Origin of the sequence: Paraburkholderia sp. SIMBA_054 (assembly GCF_046534875.1) — a bacterium.
In the GTDB taxonomy this organism is placed as follows: domain Bacteria; phylum Pseudomonadota; class Gammaproteobacteria; order Burkholderiales; family Burkholderiaceae; genus Paraburkholderia; species Paraburkholderia hospita.
The window spans coordinates 72429-88442 of record NZ_JAWRXV010000009.1 but is presented as its reverse complement, the minus strand read 5'-3'; the positions used below and the strand labels follow the sequence as shown (position 1 = coordinate 88442).

The window sequence follows — 16014 nt, the reverse complement described above, 5'->3', positions numbered from 1 at the left end:
TGCGATCATGGCGCGTATGCCGACTACAACGAAGCCAGCCATGTCCGATACGCGCCGCCGCAAGACGAGCATGACTGACATTGCCCGTGCAGCGGGTGTCAGCGAGGCGACAGTCGATCGGGTATTGAACGGGCGCGGCGGCGTCTCGCGCGACAAGGAAACGCGCGTGCTCGAATGGGCGCGCAAGCTGAAGATCGATCGCGCGCTCGAAGCGGTGTCGGTGCGCTGGCTGCGCATCGCGATCCTGTTGCAGCAGCCCGTCGCGCAGTATTACGTGCATCTGAAGCAGGGCTTCGAACTCGCGCAAAAGACCTTCGAAACGCAGCGCGTGATTTGCGCCGTGACGTACTTCGACAGCCTCGAGCCGCAGGCCGTCGTCGAGACGATCGAGCGCGCGACGCGCAAGGCCGATGCGCTCGTGATCGTTGCGTATGAGCACCCGGATATCACGGCGGCGCTGCGTCACGTGAGCCACAGAATGCCTGTCGTGACGCTCGCGAGCGATCTGCCCGGCACGGGCAGGCTCGCTTATGTGGGCATCGACAATCGCTGTGCGGGGCGCGTCGCTGGCGAGCTGATGGGCCGCTTTCTCGGCGACGCGGGCGGCAAGGTGCTCGTGATGACGGGCATGCATGACTTTCTTGGCCATGAAGAACGTGAAAGCGGTTTTCGTTCTGTGCTGCGTCGGCGCTTTCCGAGTTGCGACATCGTCGAGACCGTGGAGAGCCGCGAGCAATCGTCGATCACCGAAAGTCTCGCGCGCGACGCGTTTCGCCGCTATCCGGATCTGCGCGGCATCTACAACATCTCGGTTGGCGACGAAGGCATCGGCAACGTGTTGCGCACGCTCGACCGTGTGCACAAGACGGTGCTGATCGGGCACGAACTCAACGACACGTCGCGGCGTCTTCTGATCGAAGGCGTGCTCGATGCGGTGCTCGACCAGAACCCCGTGGGCGAAGCGCTGCATTCGATCGAAGTGATCCTGCGTCACTATCATCGCGATCCCGGCGTGACGTTGGCGCAGCAGATTCCCGTAACGGTGCTGCTGCGCGAGAACCTGCCGCTTACGGACTAGCGTCGAGCGCAACCGCTTCCTGCTGCGTCACTTCGTTCCACAACTCGCGTATCCAGTCGCGCATCAATAGCGATTCGGCCCAGCGGTCTGTCGTGTCGTTGCCGTCGCGACCGATGATCGCGTAAGGCTTCGGCCCGAGTTCGCAGGTGAAGACGAGCGTGTCGTCAGGTCCGGCGCGCTTGCGCCACGACACGAAACCATCGCGCCACCAGCGCAGGAACAGATCGACCCACATGCGGTGCGGCTCGAAAGAAATTTCAATCTGCACCTGCTCGCGGCTCGCGACGCGTCCATGAAACGCCCACGAGTGATCGATGATCCGTTGCATCGCCGCTTCGTTTTCTTCGTTCACGGGCCACGCGAATTCACGGCCGACGAGGTAATGCGACAGATCGCCAAGCAGACGCAGATCGGGCCGCGCGTCGAGCAGATCGAGCGTGAAGTGCAGGTCGGTCGTCATGCGGTCGCGATGCGTTTCGATGTAGACGGGAATGTCCACCTGTTCCGCGAGCCGCTGCCACCCGTCGATCAGTTCGAGCGCATCGGCGACACGGCGCGGCCGCACGTTCGGTTGCAAGTCGATATGATGCGCGCCGAACTCGACAGCGTGTTCGAGTATCGGGCACAGGTCTTCGACGGTGCGCGGAAAACATTGCGCCTCTGCTTGCAGGCCATATTGCGCGAGCACTTGCGCAAGACGCCGCACGTCTTCGCGCGAGCCGTACGATGTGCTCACGCCTTCGAAGCCCGCTTGCGCTAGCATCGCGACGTTCTCTTCGAGCGTGCGCTCGAAGCCGTCGGTATGACGCCGCTCCATCGCCCACAGCGACTGATACACGGCGAGCCGTTGCGTCATAGCGCCTCCGCGGCGACGAGTCCCTTCAGCTTGACGCTGCGATCTTCGAGCAATGCCGGCTCGATGCAGGCGCGCTGCCCGATCAGGGTCTGTGCGACGCGCACATCGCGCGCGATCTCGCTGACCTTGCCGACACCGCTTGCGCCGACCAGCACGCCGTCGCGATCGAGCGCGAAGAAAATGCGCGACGTGTCGCCCGTTTCGCGCACTACGCTCTCTACACCGAACGCGGGCAGGCCGGCAATCTGGATCGTCATGTCGTACTGATTCGACCAGAACCACGGCACTTCCGAATACGTCTCGCCGCGCTCCAGCATGTTGCGCGCGACGATGCGCGCGTGATCTTCGGCGTTCTTCCAGCATTCGAGCCGGATGCGCCGCCTGAACAGACGGTGCGGGAACGAGCACACGTCGCCCGCTGCGAAGATATGCGGGTCGTTCGTGCGCAAAGTGTCGTCGACAGCGATGCCGTCCGCGACATCGATGCCCGCCGCTTCCGCGAGTTCCGTGCGCGGCTTTACGCCAATGCCGACCACGACACAATCGCAATCGATCTGCGTGCCGTCCTTGAGCTTGACGCCCGTCACGCGCGTGCTGCCCAGCAGGCGATCGATCTGCGCGGCGAAATGGATCTGCACGCCCATCTGGCGATGCCTGTCGATCAGATAGGCCGCCACGACTTCCGGCACCGCGCGCATCAACGCGCGCGCGCCGGCTTCGATGACGACCACTTCACAGCCGCGCGCCACAGCTGATGCGGCAACTTCAAGGCCGATGAAGCCCGCGCCGACAATCGCAATGCGCCGTGCAGGCTGCAATACTTCGGCGAGCGCGTTGGCATCGCTTGCAGTGCGCAGCAGATGCACGCCATCGAGATTCGCGCCTGGCACGTCGAGCCGACGCGGCTCGGCACCCGTCGCGATCAGCAGACGCTGATAGTCGATCGTGCGTGCGTCGCGCAACACGACCTTGCGCGCGCCGCGATCGATCTGCTGCACGCAGGCATCGACGCGCAAGTCGATGCGCTGGTCGCGATAGAACGCGTCGTCGTAGAACGCGCATTGCGCGGTGCTGCGTTCGCCGAGCAGCACGGCTTTCGACAACGGCGGCCGGTCGTACGGTGCCGAGCCTTCATTGCCGAGCAGCGTGATCTCGCCTTCCCAGCCGTTCTCGCGCAGCGCGGCTGCGGTGCGCACGCCGCATTGGCCTGCGCCGACAATCACTATCGCGGGTTGCGCGCTCATGATGCGTCCTGTACGGGAAGGCCGAGCAGAACTTCGCCATCTTCGACGCGCACCGGATAGGTCTTCAGATGCACGCAAACGGGCGCGCTCTTCGCCTTGCCGCTCGGAATGTCAAAGCGCCCTTGATGCAGCGGACATTCGATCTCGCGATTGACGACGAAGCCATCGGCGAGATGCGCCTGCTCATGCGTACACCAGCCGTCGGACGCGTAGTAGCCTTCGGCGATGCGATAGACCGCGTAGCTCGCGCCATCGTGATCGAAGCGCATCACGTCTTCCTCGTCGATATCGTCGGGCGCGCAAGCGGCAATCCAGTGGACCTTTGCATTCGTTTCGACGCTCATGGCTATCTCCTCCAATGTTCTTTGTGCGTTGGTCGCGGCGATCACGCTGCGGGAAGGGTCCGCTCGATCACGTGCGTCGGGTCGGTGCGCTGCTTCCACAACGCGGGCAGCATCTCGCGATACGCGGCATACACGCTTGGGTACGCGGGCGGCAACTGCTCCTTGATCGCTTCGTGAAGGCGCGGCAGCGCATAGAACGGCACCATCGGCAGCAGATGATGTTCGAGGTGATAGTTCATGTTCAGATAGAGAAAGCGGAACACGAAGTTGGTCTGCACGGTGCGCGTGTTCAGCCGGTGATCCTTCACGTTGACAGCGAGCCCCGCATGCTGCGTGAGGCCGAGCAGTTGATGCAGCCAGCCGCCGTAGAAGCGCGGCGTCCATACGAACATCAGCGGCAGGAAGCTGTGCATTGCGACCGCGAGTGCAATCGTGCCGATCACGACGGCCAGATAGATACGGCACGACCAGATCATTTTCGGCTTTTCGCTCACGGGCAGAAACGCGTCGGTGGCGGCATCGACGCGGCCGAACGCATGACGCACGATCTTGCCGATTTCGAGTGTGCAGCCGACCAGCCCCACGAAATCCACGACGATGGGCAGCACTTTGGTTGGGCGCGTGACCTGGATCTCCGGGTCGCGCGTCTGAAAGTACGTGTGCGTGTGATGGCGCGCATGGCTCCAGCGCCACCAGTAGCCTTCGCGGATCGTCATGAACGAAGACAGGTGATAGAACGCGTCGTTGATCCAGCGCGTCTTGAACGGCGTGCCGTGCGACAGTTCATGCCAGCGCGCGTCGCTCGACGAATAGATCGTGCCGTACACGAAGAATGCAGGGATGGCCCACCATGTTCCCCATGTGAAGGCCGCGACCGCGCCGGACGCCACGAGCAACGCGAACCACGGAATGAAATTGCGCAGGCCCGCCGCATCGTCGCGCTTCATCAGTTCCTTGAGCACCGCGCGCGGAATGCGCGGCTGATACCACTGCTCGGCGATGCGTGCGTCGAAGGAGGGATCGGTGGGACTGGGCGTGGCGGTGCTGCCGCCGTCGACGGCAGAGCTCGAGGACATGAGTCGTCTCCTTCTTTGTGATTGCGGGAATCCCATCAGCGCAGCGCTTCAGGGACACATTCCGTTTGCACAAAGATAGTTGAAGGAGAGCGAAGCCTCACGCCGAAAAATGATGGCTTTCCATCAAGTGGCGGCGAGCGCGCGACGGCGCGCAGCGGAACAGGGACTTAGGGGCGCAGCAGATCGTATCCGCCGAACACGACGACTCCGCTCAATGCGATGAGCGCAACCGAGTGCTGGCCAAAATAAAGGAGCGCGGCGGCGGACCACGTCGTCAGACAAAAGGCGGCAATGCGTTTCATGCTGGTACTACTCGACAAGAAGGAACAACTGCAATTTACGGGTTTTCCCTATATATCACAGTTGTGCCGGACGCATCTGCATTCCGCCCACTAGAGACTTATAGGTCTGCGTGCACGTGACCCCATGCAGGCCGGCGGACTTTCATCACATCAATTTCGGCTACGCCGCGAACACGACAAGAGTTTTGCATTCACGCCGAAAGTACACGGCGTTACTTTGCAAACAACGAAAAAGGGCGGCCAGAAGGCCGCCCTGCTGACAACTCATAAAGCCGCTTGCGTCGTTTATGCGCGATCGATCGAGTACTTGCCCGGACCCGTCACGAACAACAGCAGCAAGCCGCCAATGATGCTGATGTTCTTGTAGAAGTTGATCATGTTGACGTACTGCTCCATGCCCGTCTGCGTCCAGAAGTGGTGGCCGATGAACGCGGTGCCAAGCGTATAGAGCGCGAGCAGCAGTGCAAGCACGCGCGTCTTGAAGCCCACGGCAATGACGATACCAACGGCCAGTTCCATTACGATCGCGATCACGGCAGCCAATGCCGGGACGGGCGCGCCCGTCGACGCCATGTATTGCTCTGTGCCCGAGAAGCCAGTGAGCTTGCTCCAGCCAAACAGCACGAAAAGTACTACCAGCAGCACGCGTGCGACGAGCAGCAGTGCATCCTTGCGTTGTTCGATAAAGGTGTTCATGTTCAATCCTCTTTTAATGTAGTCGGGTCTTTGGCGTTCGCCGCTCAGGACCACAATTCCGATACTTCGTTATTGCGCAGGTCGAATACGAGTACTTCCGCATCCTGGCCTTCAGTGAATTCGAGGCGACGCTCGTTGCGAATACGCGCACCGTCGCCTTCGTTCAACTCGACGCCGTTCAGCTTCACGCTGCCGCGCGCCACGTGTACGTAGGCAAAGCGGTCGGCAGCGATATCGACGCCGGCCGTTTCATTGCCGTCGAAAAGGCCTGCATACACACGCGCGTCCTGGCGCAATTCGAGCGAGCCATCCGTGCCTTCAGGCGACAACACGAGACGCAACTTGCCGCGCTTGTCTTGCGCCGAAAAGTTCTGCTGCAAATAACGCGGCGTCGCGCCCTTGACCGACGGTGCGATCCAGATCTGCAGGAAGTGCACCGAGTCGCTTGCCGAGTGATTGAACTCGCTATGCGCGACACCCGTGCCCGCGCTCATCAGTTGCACGTCGCCGGGGACAATGACGGAACCCGTGCCCATCGAATCCTTATGCTCGAGCGCGCCTTCAAGCACGTACGAGAAGATTTCCATGTCGCGGTGCGGATGCTTGCCGAAGCCGCGGCCGGGAGCCACGCGATCGTCGTTGATCACGAGCAGGTCGGAGAAGCCGATCTGCTTCGGATCGTAGTAGTTCGCGAAAGAAAACGTATGACGCGAGCTAAGCCAGCCGTGTTCGGCGCGTCCGCGTTCGTTGGCGTGTCTGATGTCGATCATTTCTCTTCTCCGTTATTGAATGGCCTTTGCTTCTCGTGACATCGGCGGTGCCGTTGTCTGAAGCAGTGATTGAAGTGTAGGTCAATCAGAGTGGCTATAATCGACGTCAAAAGAGAATCACTGTCACATTTAAGTGGACAATTAACGCGTAACGCAAGGGCAAAGCCATGCAGCTGGACGATCTGAAGATCTTCGTCGCCACCGTCGACGCGCGCAATTTCACCGCGGCCGCGGTCCGCATGCAACTGTCGAAGCAGTTCGTCAGCCGCCGCGTGATGGCGCTGGAGGAGAGCCTCGGCGTGCGGCTGCTGGTGCGCAACACGCGCAAGCTCGCGGTGACGGACCTCGGCTACGAGTTCTATCAGCGCGCGACGCGCATCCTCGGCGACGTGGAGGACGCCGAGCAGGCGATGTCGTCGGGGCGCTCGGACCCGCGCGGACTGCTGCGCGTCAGCGCGCCGATGTCGTTCGGGATGATTCATCTGTCGCCGCTGGTCGCCGCGTTTCTGCGCGCGAATGCCGACGTGCGTATCGACCTGGAGTTGAGCGACCGCGTCGTCGATGTGGTCGGCGAAGGTTTCGACATGGCGCTGCGTATCGGCACGCTCGCGGATTCGACGCTGATCGCGCAAAAGCTCGCTGAAATCCGCATGGTTGCGTGTTGCAGCCCCGCGTATCGCAAGACGCGGCGTCCGCCGGCGACGCCCGACGATCTCGCGCGCCATGCGTGCCTGCTATATGGGCAGGAAGCGCGCAGCGGCTGGGAATACATAGTGGATGGCGCGAGCCGAACCATCGAGGTGCATGGCCCGCTGCGTGTGAACAACGGCGAAGTGATCCGCGATGCCGCGATTGCGGGGCTCGGCATTGCGCGTCTGCCGGAATTCATCGTGGCCGATGCGCTGGCGAGCGGCAAGCTGGTCGAAGTGCTCGGTGAGTACGTCTCGCCGCCGTTGACACTGTACGCCGTGTACCCACAGCACCGGCAGGCTTCCGTGACGATACGCGCGTTCACCCAGTTCTTGCGCGACCGTTTTGCCAAAGCGTTAGACAGCAAATAGCGCAGCGTTCCAGACAATCAATTGAAAGCTTCGGCGGGCATTGGATAACGGCTGGTTACAGTGCGAGCAGCAATAAAGCTTTTCGCAGATAATGCGCGTGCCTTTGCGGGCGCGTGCAACAGGCGCGTGCAACGAGCGCCTGCGTGAATATGCACGTTCACGCCTGTTTGCCACGCGCATCAGCAAAGCGGATTCAATCAGATAGACCAAAGAGGGACAAACGTGGAACCTACCGAACCGGCCGGCCGTTCATGGCTCTGGCTCATCTTGCTGATCCCCTATATCGCGCTGCTGTGGCTGCCTTTCTATAACGATACGCGCCCGTCATTCGCCGGCTTTCCTTTCTTTTACTGGTATCAGTTTCTGTGGGTTCCGCTCACGTCGCTGCTGATCTACGTCGTGTACCGGGGCATTAAATGAGTGATCTGAACCCTGTGAACCCGGTCGCGATGACCGTCTTCGTCGCATTCTTTCTTCTCGTCACCGTATTGGGTTTCGTTGCCGCGCGCTGGAAAGCGGGCGATCTCACGCAACTGCACGAGTGGGGTCTTGGTGGCCGGCAATTCGGCACGGTCATTTCGTGGTTTCTGGTAGGCGGCGATTTCTATACGGCCTATACGGTGATCGCGGTGCCGGCACTGGTCTATTCGGTTGGCGCTTATGGCTTCTTTGCGCTGCCTTATACGATCATCGTCTATCCGTTCGTGTTCGCGGTGATGCCGAAGCTGTGGAAGATCGCGCACGCGAAGAACCACATCACGGCAGCCGACTACGTGCAAGGCGAGTACGGCGGCAAGTGGTTCCCGGCGGCCGTCGCGCTGACGGGCATCGTCGCGACGATGCCGTATATCGCGCTGCAGCTGGTCGGCATGCAGGTTGTCATCAAGGGACTTGGCATCTCGGGTGAAGCACCGCTCGTGATCGCGTTCATCATCCTCGCGCTCTATACGTATACGAGCGGCCTGCGCGCGCCGGCGATGATCGCGTTCGTCAAGGACATCATGATCTATATCGTCGTGATCGCGGCGGTGTGGCTGATTCCGTCGAAGCTCGGCGGCTATGGCCATGTGTTTGATGCAGCGGACACCTACTTCAAGGCCAAAGGCGGCGCGACGGGCATCATCCTCAAGCCGACGCAATTCACCGCGTATGCGTCGCTTGCGCTCGGCTCGGCGCTCGCGGCCTTCATGTATCCGCACACGATGACAGCCGTGCTGTCGTCTTCGTCGATGCAGACCGTGCGCAAGAACGCGATCTTCCTGCCCGCGTACACGCTGCTGCTCGGCCTGATCGCGCTGCTCGGCTATATGGCGATTGCCGCGGGCATTCACGTGAAATCGCCGTCCGACATCGTGCCGACGTTGTTCGGCACGCTGTTCCCGTCGTGGTTCGTCGGCTTTGCGGCGGCGGCCATTGCGATCAGCGCGCTGGTGCCCGCCGCCATCATGTCGATCGGCGCGGCGAACCTGTTCACGCGTAATCTGTGGCGTCCGCTGGTGTCGCCGAACATGGCGCCTGCTCAGGAAGCATCGACGGCGAAGATCGTGTCACTCGTCGTCAAGTTCGGCGCGCTGCTGTTCATCGTGTTCCTGCCCACGCAATACGCGATCGACCTGCAACTGCTCGGCGGCGTGTGGATTCTGCAGATCTTCCCGGCCATCGTGTTCTCGTTGTACACGCGCCGTCTGAACACGCCGGGCCTGTTCTTTGGCTGGCTGGTCGGCATCGTGCTCGGCACGGGACTCGCGATTTCGCAGGGCCTCAAGCCCGTGTTCGCGCTGCATGTCGGCGATTCGACCTGGCCGCTTTATATCGGCCTGATCGCGCTGGTCGTGAACGTGGTGGTGACGTTCGTCGTTTCGATGGTCACGCCGAAGCGCGCTCACGTCTGATCGCGCTGTAGCTGTATCGTTCGGCCGAATCCGCCCGCGCAAGCGGCGCGGATTCGGCCGATGTCATTTCCGGCGTAGCATTACGATGCCGAATCTTGCAAAACGCCTGGACGTTCGCGCTGTTTTGGTAGGATGCAGCCTTTTCTGCCGATGGTGCGTTAGCGTGAGACAGTCGATACTGTCGTTCCTCCGGGACATCTCCGTTTGGGCCTGGGCCCATGCAAAGCCGCTGCTCATGCGCGCGGTGCAACGTTTGCGCCGTCCGACATGGCGCGGCGTGGCGTTGTCGGTCGCGTCCATTCCCGCGCTCGTTCTGCTCTATGTGCTGATCCTGGTGCCGTTCACGCCGGGCATCGGGGACATACGCAAGGCGAAGATCGAGCAGCCCGCGCAGATCTATTCGGCGGACGGCAAGCTGCTCGCCGAATTCAAGCCGACTAACCGCGTGTGGATGAAGCTCTCCGACATCTCGCCGCATGTCGTCGACGCATTGATCTCCACGGAAGACCATCGCTTCTACGAGCATCACGGCATCGACTTTCGACGCACGGCGGGCGCGGCGCTGCATACGTTTTCAGGCGACCGCCAGGGCGGGTCGACGATCACGCAACAGCTCGCGCGCAATCTTTATCCCGATGACATCGGCCGCGCGCCGACGCTCACGCGCAAGATCAAGGAAGCGCTGACGGCCTTCAAGATCGAAGCCGTCTATACGAAAAGCGAGATCCTCGAAACGTACCTGAACACGGTGCCGTTTCTCTATAACGCGTACGGCATCGAAATGGCGGCGCGCACTTACTTCGACAAGTCCGCCGGCAGTCTGACCGTGCTCGAAAGCGCGACGCTGATCGGCATGTTGAAGGGCAATAGCTATTACAACCCGGTGATCAATCCCGAGCGCGCGCTGGACCGGCGCAATATCGTGCTCGGGCAGATGGTGAAATACGGGCGCTTGTCGCAGGCGCAGTTCAATTCGCTCAATGGAAAGCCTCTGCGCGTCGACTTCGAGCGTCAGACCGAGCCGCCCGGTCCCGCGCCGCATTTCGCGCAGCAATTGAAGAAGTGGCTGATCGCGTGGGCCGATGCGAACGACTACAACATCTACTCCGATGGACTCGTCGTGCGCACGACGATCGACGCGCGTCTGCAAACCATGGCGACCCAGGCGCTGACGTTTCAGGGCAACCAGTTGCAATCTATTGCGAATGCGGCGTGGAATGCGCGTAGCGCGTGCATCGGGCATAAGGATGTGTTCGACGCGTTCATCCGCGAGACGCCCGAGTATCACAGTGCAAAAGATTCGGGCATGAGCGACGTCGATGCGCTCAAGCATCTGTCGGCGGATCGCGGGTTCATGAAGGCGCTGTGCGATAGCAAGACGCGCGTGCAGGCCGCATTCGTCGCGATGGACCCGCGCACTGGCGAGATCAAGGCGTGGGTCGGCAGCCGCGACTTTACGCAGGACCCGTTCGATCACGTGTCGCAGGCGCGCCGTCAGCCGGGTTCGACGTTCAAGCCGTTTGTCTATGGCGCGGCATTCGAGCAAGGCGCAAAACCGGACGATACCCTCCCCGATCAGGCCGTCGAAATCCCGCTGGCAGGCGGAGAAATCTGGCGGCCGAGCGACGAAGACGCGCCGAGCGGCCGACCGATCACGCTGCGCGATGGCCTCGCGTATTCGCGCAACCGCATTACGGCACAACTGATGGAATCGGTCGGTCCCGCGAAGGTCGCGCGGCTCGCGCGCGCGATGGGCGTGCGCGACAGTCAGCTCGACGCGGTGCCTTCGCTGGCGTTGGGCACGAGCCCGGTGACGCTGAAAGAGATGGTGTCGTCGTACGGCACGATCGCGAATGAAGGCGCGTATGTCGCGCCGACGCTCGTCACGCGGATCGAAGACCGCAAGGGCGAAGTGCTCGCCGAGTTCCAGCCGTCGCGCGCCGACCGCGTGATGCCGATTGCCAGCGCGCAGACCCTGCTCGACGTGATGCGCTCGGTCGTCAACAAGGGAACGGGCTCGGCCATTCGCACGCGCTTCGGCATCCGCGCCGATGTCGCGGGCAAGACGGGCACGACGCAGGACAACGCGGACGGCTGGTTCATCCTGATGCATCCGCAACTCGTCGCGGGCGCATGGATCGGCTTCAACGACAGCCGCGTGACGTTGCGCAGCGACTACTGGGGGCAGGGCGCGCATAGCGCGTTGCCGATCGTCGGCGATTTCTTCCAGCGTTCGCTGCGCTCGCGTCTCGTCGATCCACGCGCGAAGTTCGCGGAAGAGCCGCCGCCCGGCATGTTCGACACGTTGCGCATGAAGCTGCGCGCGTGGATGCAGTACCTGTTCTCGTCGTCCGCGAAGACGGAAGCACCTGCGCCTGCTCCGCGACCGAAGCCGCGTCCAGCACCCGTAGCACCCGTGGTGCAGAATGCGTCGCCCGTTGCCGAGGCTTCTGCGCCGACGGATATCGAGCCGCCGCAGATCATTTCGCCCGCCGCATCGCAACCGCCGATTCTGCCTTCGCCGGGTGAGGCGAGCGCAGCGGCTGCATCGAGCGCGCCTGCCGCCGTCAACAGCGAAGCGCCCGCGTTTGCATCGACGCCTGCTGCAAACACGCCCGCGTCACAGCCTTGATCTGAAGCTTACTTCTTCGCTTTGCGTTTGGGCGCGGGAGAAGCCGCAGGAGAGGGCGCAGGCGAGGGCGCAGGCGCAGCGGACGGCTCGACGATCGGATAGGTATGCGGCGTGTAAAAGCGCCCTATCGGCTCGCGCCCGTTGAACTTCTCGAAGTACTCGTGCCAATAGTTGGCCGCGGCCCAGATCGCTTCAGGACATGATGCTCGCGATTCGAGCCCCGGCGTCAGGTCAAAATTTGCGGCGGCGCACACGGTTTCGATCATGCAGGTAGACGGCAAACCATAGTTGTCGTGCAGCGGATTCGGCGTGCGTGCCGCGCCCCATGCATAGGCGAGCCAGCGCAACACATGCTCGAGCGCGTCGAGCGTCGCGCGCGACTGCTCGAAGCTCGCCACTTTGTCGACAACCTTGTCCTGCGCAACGGGCAATGCGATCACGGCGATATTCGGAAAGCGCGACGTATCGTCGAAATCCGTCAACGGACGCGCGACCACGCCATTCACGCGCGCCGCAAACGCAGGCCCTTCCGGCTGATGCAAAGGCACGTGCAACGCTTCGGCGTTCTTGAGCGTCGCGCTTGCGAGCCGCACGAGAATCGACTCGGACCAGAACGACGGCAGCATATCGTGCCGCAGATGCGATTGCGCGACGCGTACGCGAAACGCCAGCGTATCGCTGCCGCCCAGCAGCACGACATAGGTCCATTCATCGGGGCCGCCCGCTTTCATATCGAGTACCGCGCGCTCGCCCCATGCGGTATTGCTCTCGCCGTCCTGGCGCTCGAATGGCGTGAACTGCGGATTCGATTGTGTCGTCGTCGATCGTACGATCTTCAGCATGACCTTGCCTCGTCTTTTTTGATTAACGCGCGCGCAGTTCGAAGCGCGTCGTGGATTCCGATTGTGAAAGCGCTTTATCGCTGGAAATGCCGTAGTACATGACCTGCATATCGACGCCGCTGCCCACGCGCGTGAACGACAGGATCGCAACCTGATCGCCGCGTCGCCCGAATTCCTGCTTAAGTGTGAAGCGATGATTCACGCCGAAGCGGTCCGGCACATTCTCGGGATCGGAATGACGCGGCCACGCATTGCCGCCGCCGAAAATTCCTTTGACCGAATTGGCCGCTTCTTTCGCGGTGTCGAGCAACGGCGTGCGAATCAGCCGCGACGGCGAGGCAATGACTTCGTAAAGCGCCGTGCTCGTCTGCAGATCGTGACCCGATGCGACGCGTCCCCAATGCACGTCGCCCGTCATGTAGACGATGGGAATGCCGTTGTCCGCGAGCCGGCCCAAGGTCGCTTGCAGCACGTCGAATTGCGCGTAGTTCGGCATTTCGGCGTCGAAGGTCTTTTTGCGCCAGTTGCTTTCGGGCGGATCGATGAAGAGCGCCTGGCCTGAAGCGAGCAGGCCGACAACCGGTTGCCCTGCGGCGTGCGTATCGACGAGATCTTTTTCCCAGGCCTGCATCGCCGCAACGGCTTTAGGGCCCATCAACGATTTGAACGTGCTGTCGCGGTCACAGCGCATATCGACGAACAGCATCTTCAACGGCTCGACGTCGAGCCGGATCGCGCCGCCCGCGCCGCCTGGCGCGCCGCCGATCTGGTAGTCCTCGTAAAGCGCGCGCGCCGTGTCACCGAGCAACTGGCGCGATCCGTCCGTCCACGTATCGGGCAACTGCTTTTGTGCAAACGGATAGTTGTTCCAGAACTCGTGATCGTCGGGAATGCACACGACGGGCGCGCGCTCCAGCACCGATTGCAACCCCGGCACGCGCAACGCGCCGGAGAGCCAGTTGAGGTAGTACTTGTTGGCGAGCAGACGCGCGCGGTCAGGGTTCTGGTCGGGCACGCGCTGCGTGAGCGGCAGGTCGAGGTACACCTGATCGCCCGCGAGCACGGTCAGATGCGGTTGCACCTTGATCTGCGAGACGATCGTGCCGAGCAGTCCGTCGATATCTTCCGGCTGCGAATAGCACGACGACAACAGGATATTGAAGCTGCCGTCCATCAGCGTCGGCACTTCTTTCGGCAACGAAGTACTGGCGAATTCGAACTGTTCGCCACCGGCGTCGACAAGGATCTGACGTGGCCTCGAGTCGTCCGGCACATTGAAGCGCAGCACGCATTGATGATTGATGGCCTGGCCGTTGTCGTCGACGCTGAAATCGCGAATCGGAAAGAACGCGGGCGGCTCGAGCGGCACGGCCGCCTGCCGGTCGATGGAAACGTGCGGCACGGGCGGCGCGGCCACGCCGAACATGCCGATCCATAGCTGCAACAGGCCCGGCTGGCTGGCCTGCACATAAGCCGTCAGTAGCATCGGTGCACCTTTGTCTTTTTCGTATTATGAAAGCTATTTGTCTGGTTCGAATAAGACGAGGCTAGTCGATGCAAACTGAATTGCAACCGGAAAACGCGTTAATGCATTGCATATTCAAAGATGCGTGCCGCGATGGTCTTTACGCAAAGCGCTCTTGCTGGAGGATGCGAATCATCGAATGTGCGTTGCGTTGCGCAGCGTCTTCAAAGCAGTTGTTGAACACGACATGCGTGCGCCCCGCGCGTTTCGCGATCTCCCGCACGGGCACCGCGACCTCTTCCAGTTCACGCTCGGTGTAGTCGTAATTGAAGCGGCCGGCTGCCGTCGTGCTGCCGCTCCAGGTCTCCGCATTGCGGCCGTGCAGGCGCACGATCACCAGTTGCGGCGACGTCGCTTCCCAAACGGTATGCGCGCGGTTCGGCACGCCCTCGGGCGCATCCATCACCACATGCACGAGGCCGTGTTCGCGCTCGAATGCGAGAGTCGATTCGCGGTTCCGGTCGTCGAGCCAACTGGCATTGCGGAATTCGAAGGCCGTCAGATAGGGCGTCATCCGGTCCGCGCAGTGCCGCACGTGTGATTTATCGCGCGGCGCGGTGGAGATCCACGGCGCGAACTGGAACAGCACGGCGCCGAGCTTGCCCGCTGTGCGCAGCGGTTCGAGCGCTTCGAAAAAGCGCCGCCACATCTCGTCGACGACGTCGGGCGGTACGTCGCGGTAGTAGAGGTTTGTTTTATCGCTTTGCGGCAGCAGCGGCTGAATGTCCGGTGGGAAGAACTTGCGCTCCGTCTGATGCCCGGTGAAAAGCCGGAATGCCTTGACGTTGAACGTAAAGTGCTCAGGCGTGCGTTCGGCCCACAACGCGCTGGTCGCCGCGCTGGGCATTGCGTAGTACGACGCATCGACTTCGACCATTGGAAACTGGCTCGAATAGAACCGCAGGCGTGCCTCGGCGCTCGTGCAGCCCTTCGGATAGAAGCGGCCGGATTTGATGAGCGTGGCGTCCGTCCACGACGCCGTCCCGACTTCGATCGACATGGCTCGTCTTCCGTGCAGGTCAGTGCGGCCATCGTACTGCATGTGCGCGTGGATCATAAGCACGCTGAGTACTCGGCGCGGACCGATATGTGCGCCGCGCCGCATTGGTGCAAACCCCGGCTTCAGAACAGTTTACGCACGATCGTTATAGAAAGTGGAAGCCATTCGAAGATGCAGTCATTCCCTGCACTGACGCTGTCACGCGGCGGTTGGCGCCGCAGAGTACATCCGGACCGTGGCCGTGCAACGCAGCGGTGCGCTTCGAATGGGTCCATCTGCATGGGTCGATATGTGCCTGCTTCGTCTAACCAGACATAAGTGCTACGATGCCTGGGTGATGACGATGGAGGTGGAAATGGCGACCTATGCTATCGATGCGGTACGCATTAACCCTATGACTGACCGCGTCACCCACGTCCGTTGGGCTCTCGTCAATCCAAAAACGAATGAATGGCTCTCGCCGCACGAAATCGTCGAAGTCGCGGACGTCGTGACGGCCATTCATTCGGGCAATGCCGTGTGGTCGTTCTTCACGCTGGGCGGCCTGAATCTGCTGGGCCCCAAGATCAAAACGGTCTCGCACGCCGATGGCAACGACGGGATCGATACCGAAGTACCGGACGGTCACGTCGAGAAATTCATCGACGATCTGCCGCGCGTCTGACTTTTCAGGCGCGCGATGTTCTAAGGGCGAAG

General features: G+C 61.7%; 16 protein-coding genes. 6 read left to right on the top strand and 10 right to left on the bottom strand.

The features are described from left to right. The first annotated feature begins 40 nt into the window (after positions 1-40). The gene (locus SB822_RS13320) at positions 41-1078 is read left to right on the top strand and encodes a LacI family DNA-binding transcriptional regulator (protein ID WP_007731890.1); all 1038 of its coding nucleotides are present in this window, start codon (positions 41-43) and stop codon (positions 1076-1078) included. Here SB822_RS13320 and SB822_RS13315 read toward each other — a convergent pair. The 7 genes from SB822_RS13315 to SB822_RS13285 form a co-directional block, all read right to left on the bottom strand. Beyond that, a complete protein-coding gene (locus SB822_RS13315) occupies positions 1068-1934 on the bottom strand; it encodes a sugar phosphate isomerase/epimerase family protein (RefSeq protein ID WP_410854887.1) in 867 nt (288 codons plus the stop codon). The two genes, SB822_RS13320 and SB822_RS13315, sit on opposite strands and share 11 nt — an antisense overlap. Beyond that, positions 1931-3178 carry an NAD(P)/FAD-dependent oxidoreductase gene (locus tag SB822_RS13310; RefSeq protein ID WP_410854886.1) on the bottom strand — a complete coding sequence of 416 codons (1248 nt, stop codon included), beginning with the start codon at positions 3176-3178 and terminating at the stop codon, positions 1931-1933. The genes SB822_RS13315 and SB822_RS13310 overlap by 4 nt, the downstream gene beginning before the upstream one ends. Then, positions 3175-3522: a MocE family 2Fe-2S type ferredoxin gene (locus tag SB822_RS13305; RefSeq protein WP_114221961.1), complete on the bottom strand. Its 348-nt coding sequence runs from the start codon at positions 3520-3522 to the stop codon at positions 3175-3177. Before SB822_RS13305 ends, SB822_RS13310 begins: the two co-directional genes overlap by 4 nt. Before the next feature lie 41 nt (positions 3523-3563). Continuing rightward, positions 3564-4598, bottom strand: a complete 1035-nt coding sequence (locus tag SB822_RS13300) for a fatty acid desaturase (RefSeq protein ID WP_410854885.1) — start codon at positions 4596-4598, stop codon at positions 3564-3566. Positions 4599-4765: 167 nt separating this feature from the next. Further along, positions 4766-4900, bottom strand: a complete 135-nt coding sequence (locus SB822_RS13295; RefSeq protein WP_007731897.1) for a hypothetical protein — start codon at positions 4898-4900, stop codon at positions 4766-4768. Positions 4901-5185: 285 nt separating this feature from the next. Beyond that, positions 5186-5596 (bottom strand): DoxX family protein, encoded by a 411-nt coding sequence (locus SB822_RS13290; RefSeq protein WP_079487799.1) that lies wholly within the window; start codon positions 5594-5596, stop codon positions 5186-5188. A 44-nt stretch (positions 5597-5640) separates the two neighbouring features. Continuing rightward, on the bottom strand, positions 5641-6366 hold the full coding sequence (locus SB822_RS13285) for a pirin family protein (protein ID WP_009771194.1): 726 nt from the start codon (positions 6364-6366) through the stop codon (positions 5641-5643). A 167-nt stretch (positions 6367-6533) separates the two neighbouring features. Between SB822_RS13285 and SB822_RS13280 the strand changes: the two genes are divergently transcribed. The 4 genes from SB822_RS13280 to SB822_RS13265 all read left to right on the top strand — a co-directional run bounded on the left by SB822_RS13280 (position 6534) and on the right by SB822_RS13265 (position 11951). After that, positions 6534-7427: a LysR family transcriptional regulator gene (locus tag SB822_RS13280; RefSeq protein WP_410854884.1), complete on the top strand. Its 894-nt coding sequence runs from the start codon at positions 6534-6536 to the stop codon at positions 7425-7427. Between the two features lie 222 nt (positions 7428-7649). Then, complete coding sequence (locus SB822_RS13275) at positions 7650-7847, top strand: DUF3311 domain-containing protein (protein WP_007731907.1); 198 nt, start codon at positions 7650-7652, stop codon at positions 7845-7847. After that, entirely contained in the window at positions 7844-9319 is a 1476-nt protein-coding gene (mctP, locus tag SB822_RS13270) for a monocarboxylate uptake permease MctP (RefSeq protein ID WP_114221958.1), read from the top strand. The genes SB822_RS13275 and mctP overlap by 4 nt, the downstream gene beginning before the upstream one ends. 85 nt (positions 9320-9404) lie before the next feature. Further along, positions 9405-11951 carry a penicillin-binding protein 1A gene (locus SB822_RS13265; protein WP_410854883.1) on the top strand — a complete coding sequence of 849 codons (2547 nt, stop codon included), beginning with the start codon at positions 9405-9407 and terminating at the stop codon, positions 11949-11951. Positions 11952-11959: 8 nt separating this feature from the next. Here the strand turns inward: SB822_RS13265 and SB822_RS13260 are convergent, their stop codons facing one another. The 3 genes from SB822_RS13260 to SB822_RS13250 form a co-directional block, all read right to left on the bottom strand. Next, positions 11960-12793, bottom strand: coding sequence for a hypothetical protein (locus SB822_RS13260; RefSeq protein WP_410854882.1), 834 nt, complete (start codon positions 12791-12793; stop codon positions 11960-11962). 22 nt (positions 12794-12815) lie between these two features. After that, complete coding sequence (locus SB822_RS13255; RefSeq protein WP_410854881.1) at positions 12816-14279, bottom strand: hypothetical protein; 1464 nt, start codon at positions 14277-14279, stop codon at positions 12816-12818. A 139-nt stretch (positions 14280-14418) separates the two neighbouring features. After that, entirely contained in the window at positions 14419-15318 is a 900-nt protein-coding gene (locus tag SB822_RS13250) for a DUF72 domain-containing protein (protein ID WP_410854880.1), read from the bottom strand. Positions 15319-15673: 355 nt separating this feature from the next. Between SB822_RS13250 and SB822_RS13245 the strand changes: the two genes are divergently transcribed. After that, a complete protein-coding gene (locus SB822_RS13245; RefSeq protein WP_007731915.1) occupies positions 15674-15982 on the top strand; it encodes a hypothetical protein in 309 nt (102 codons plus the stop codon). Positions 15983-16014 lie beyond the last annotated feature (32 nt).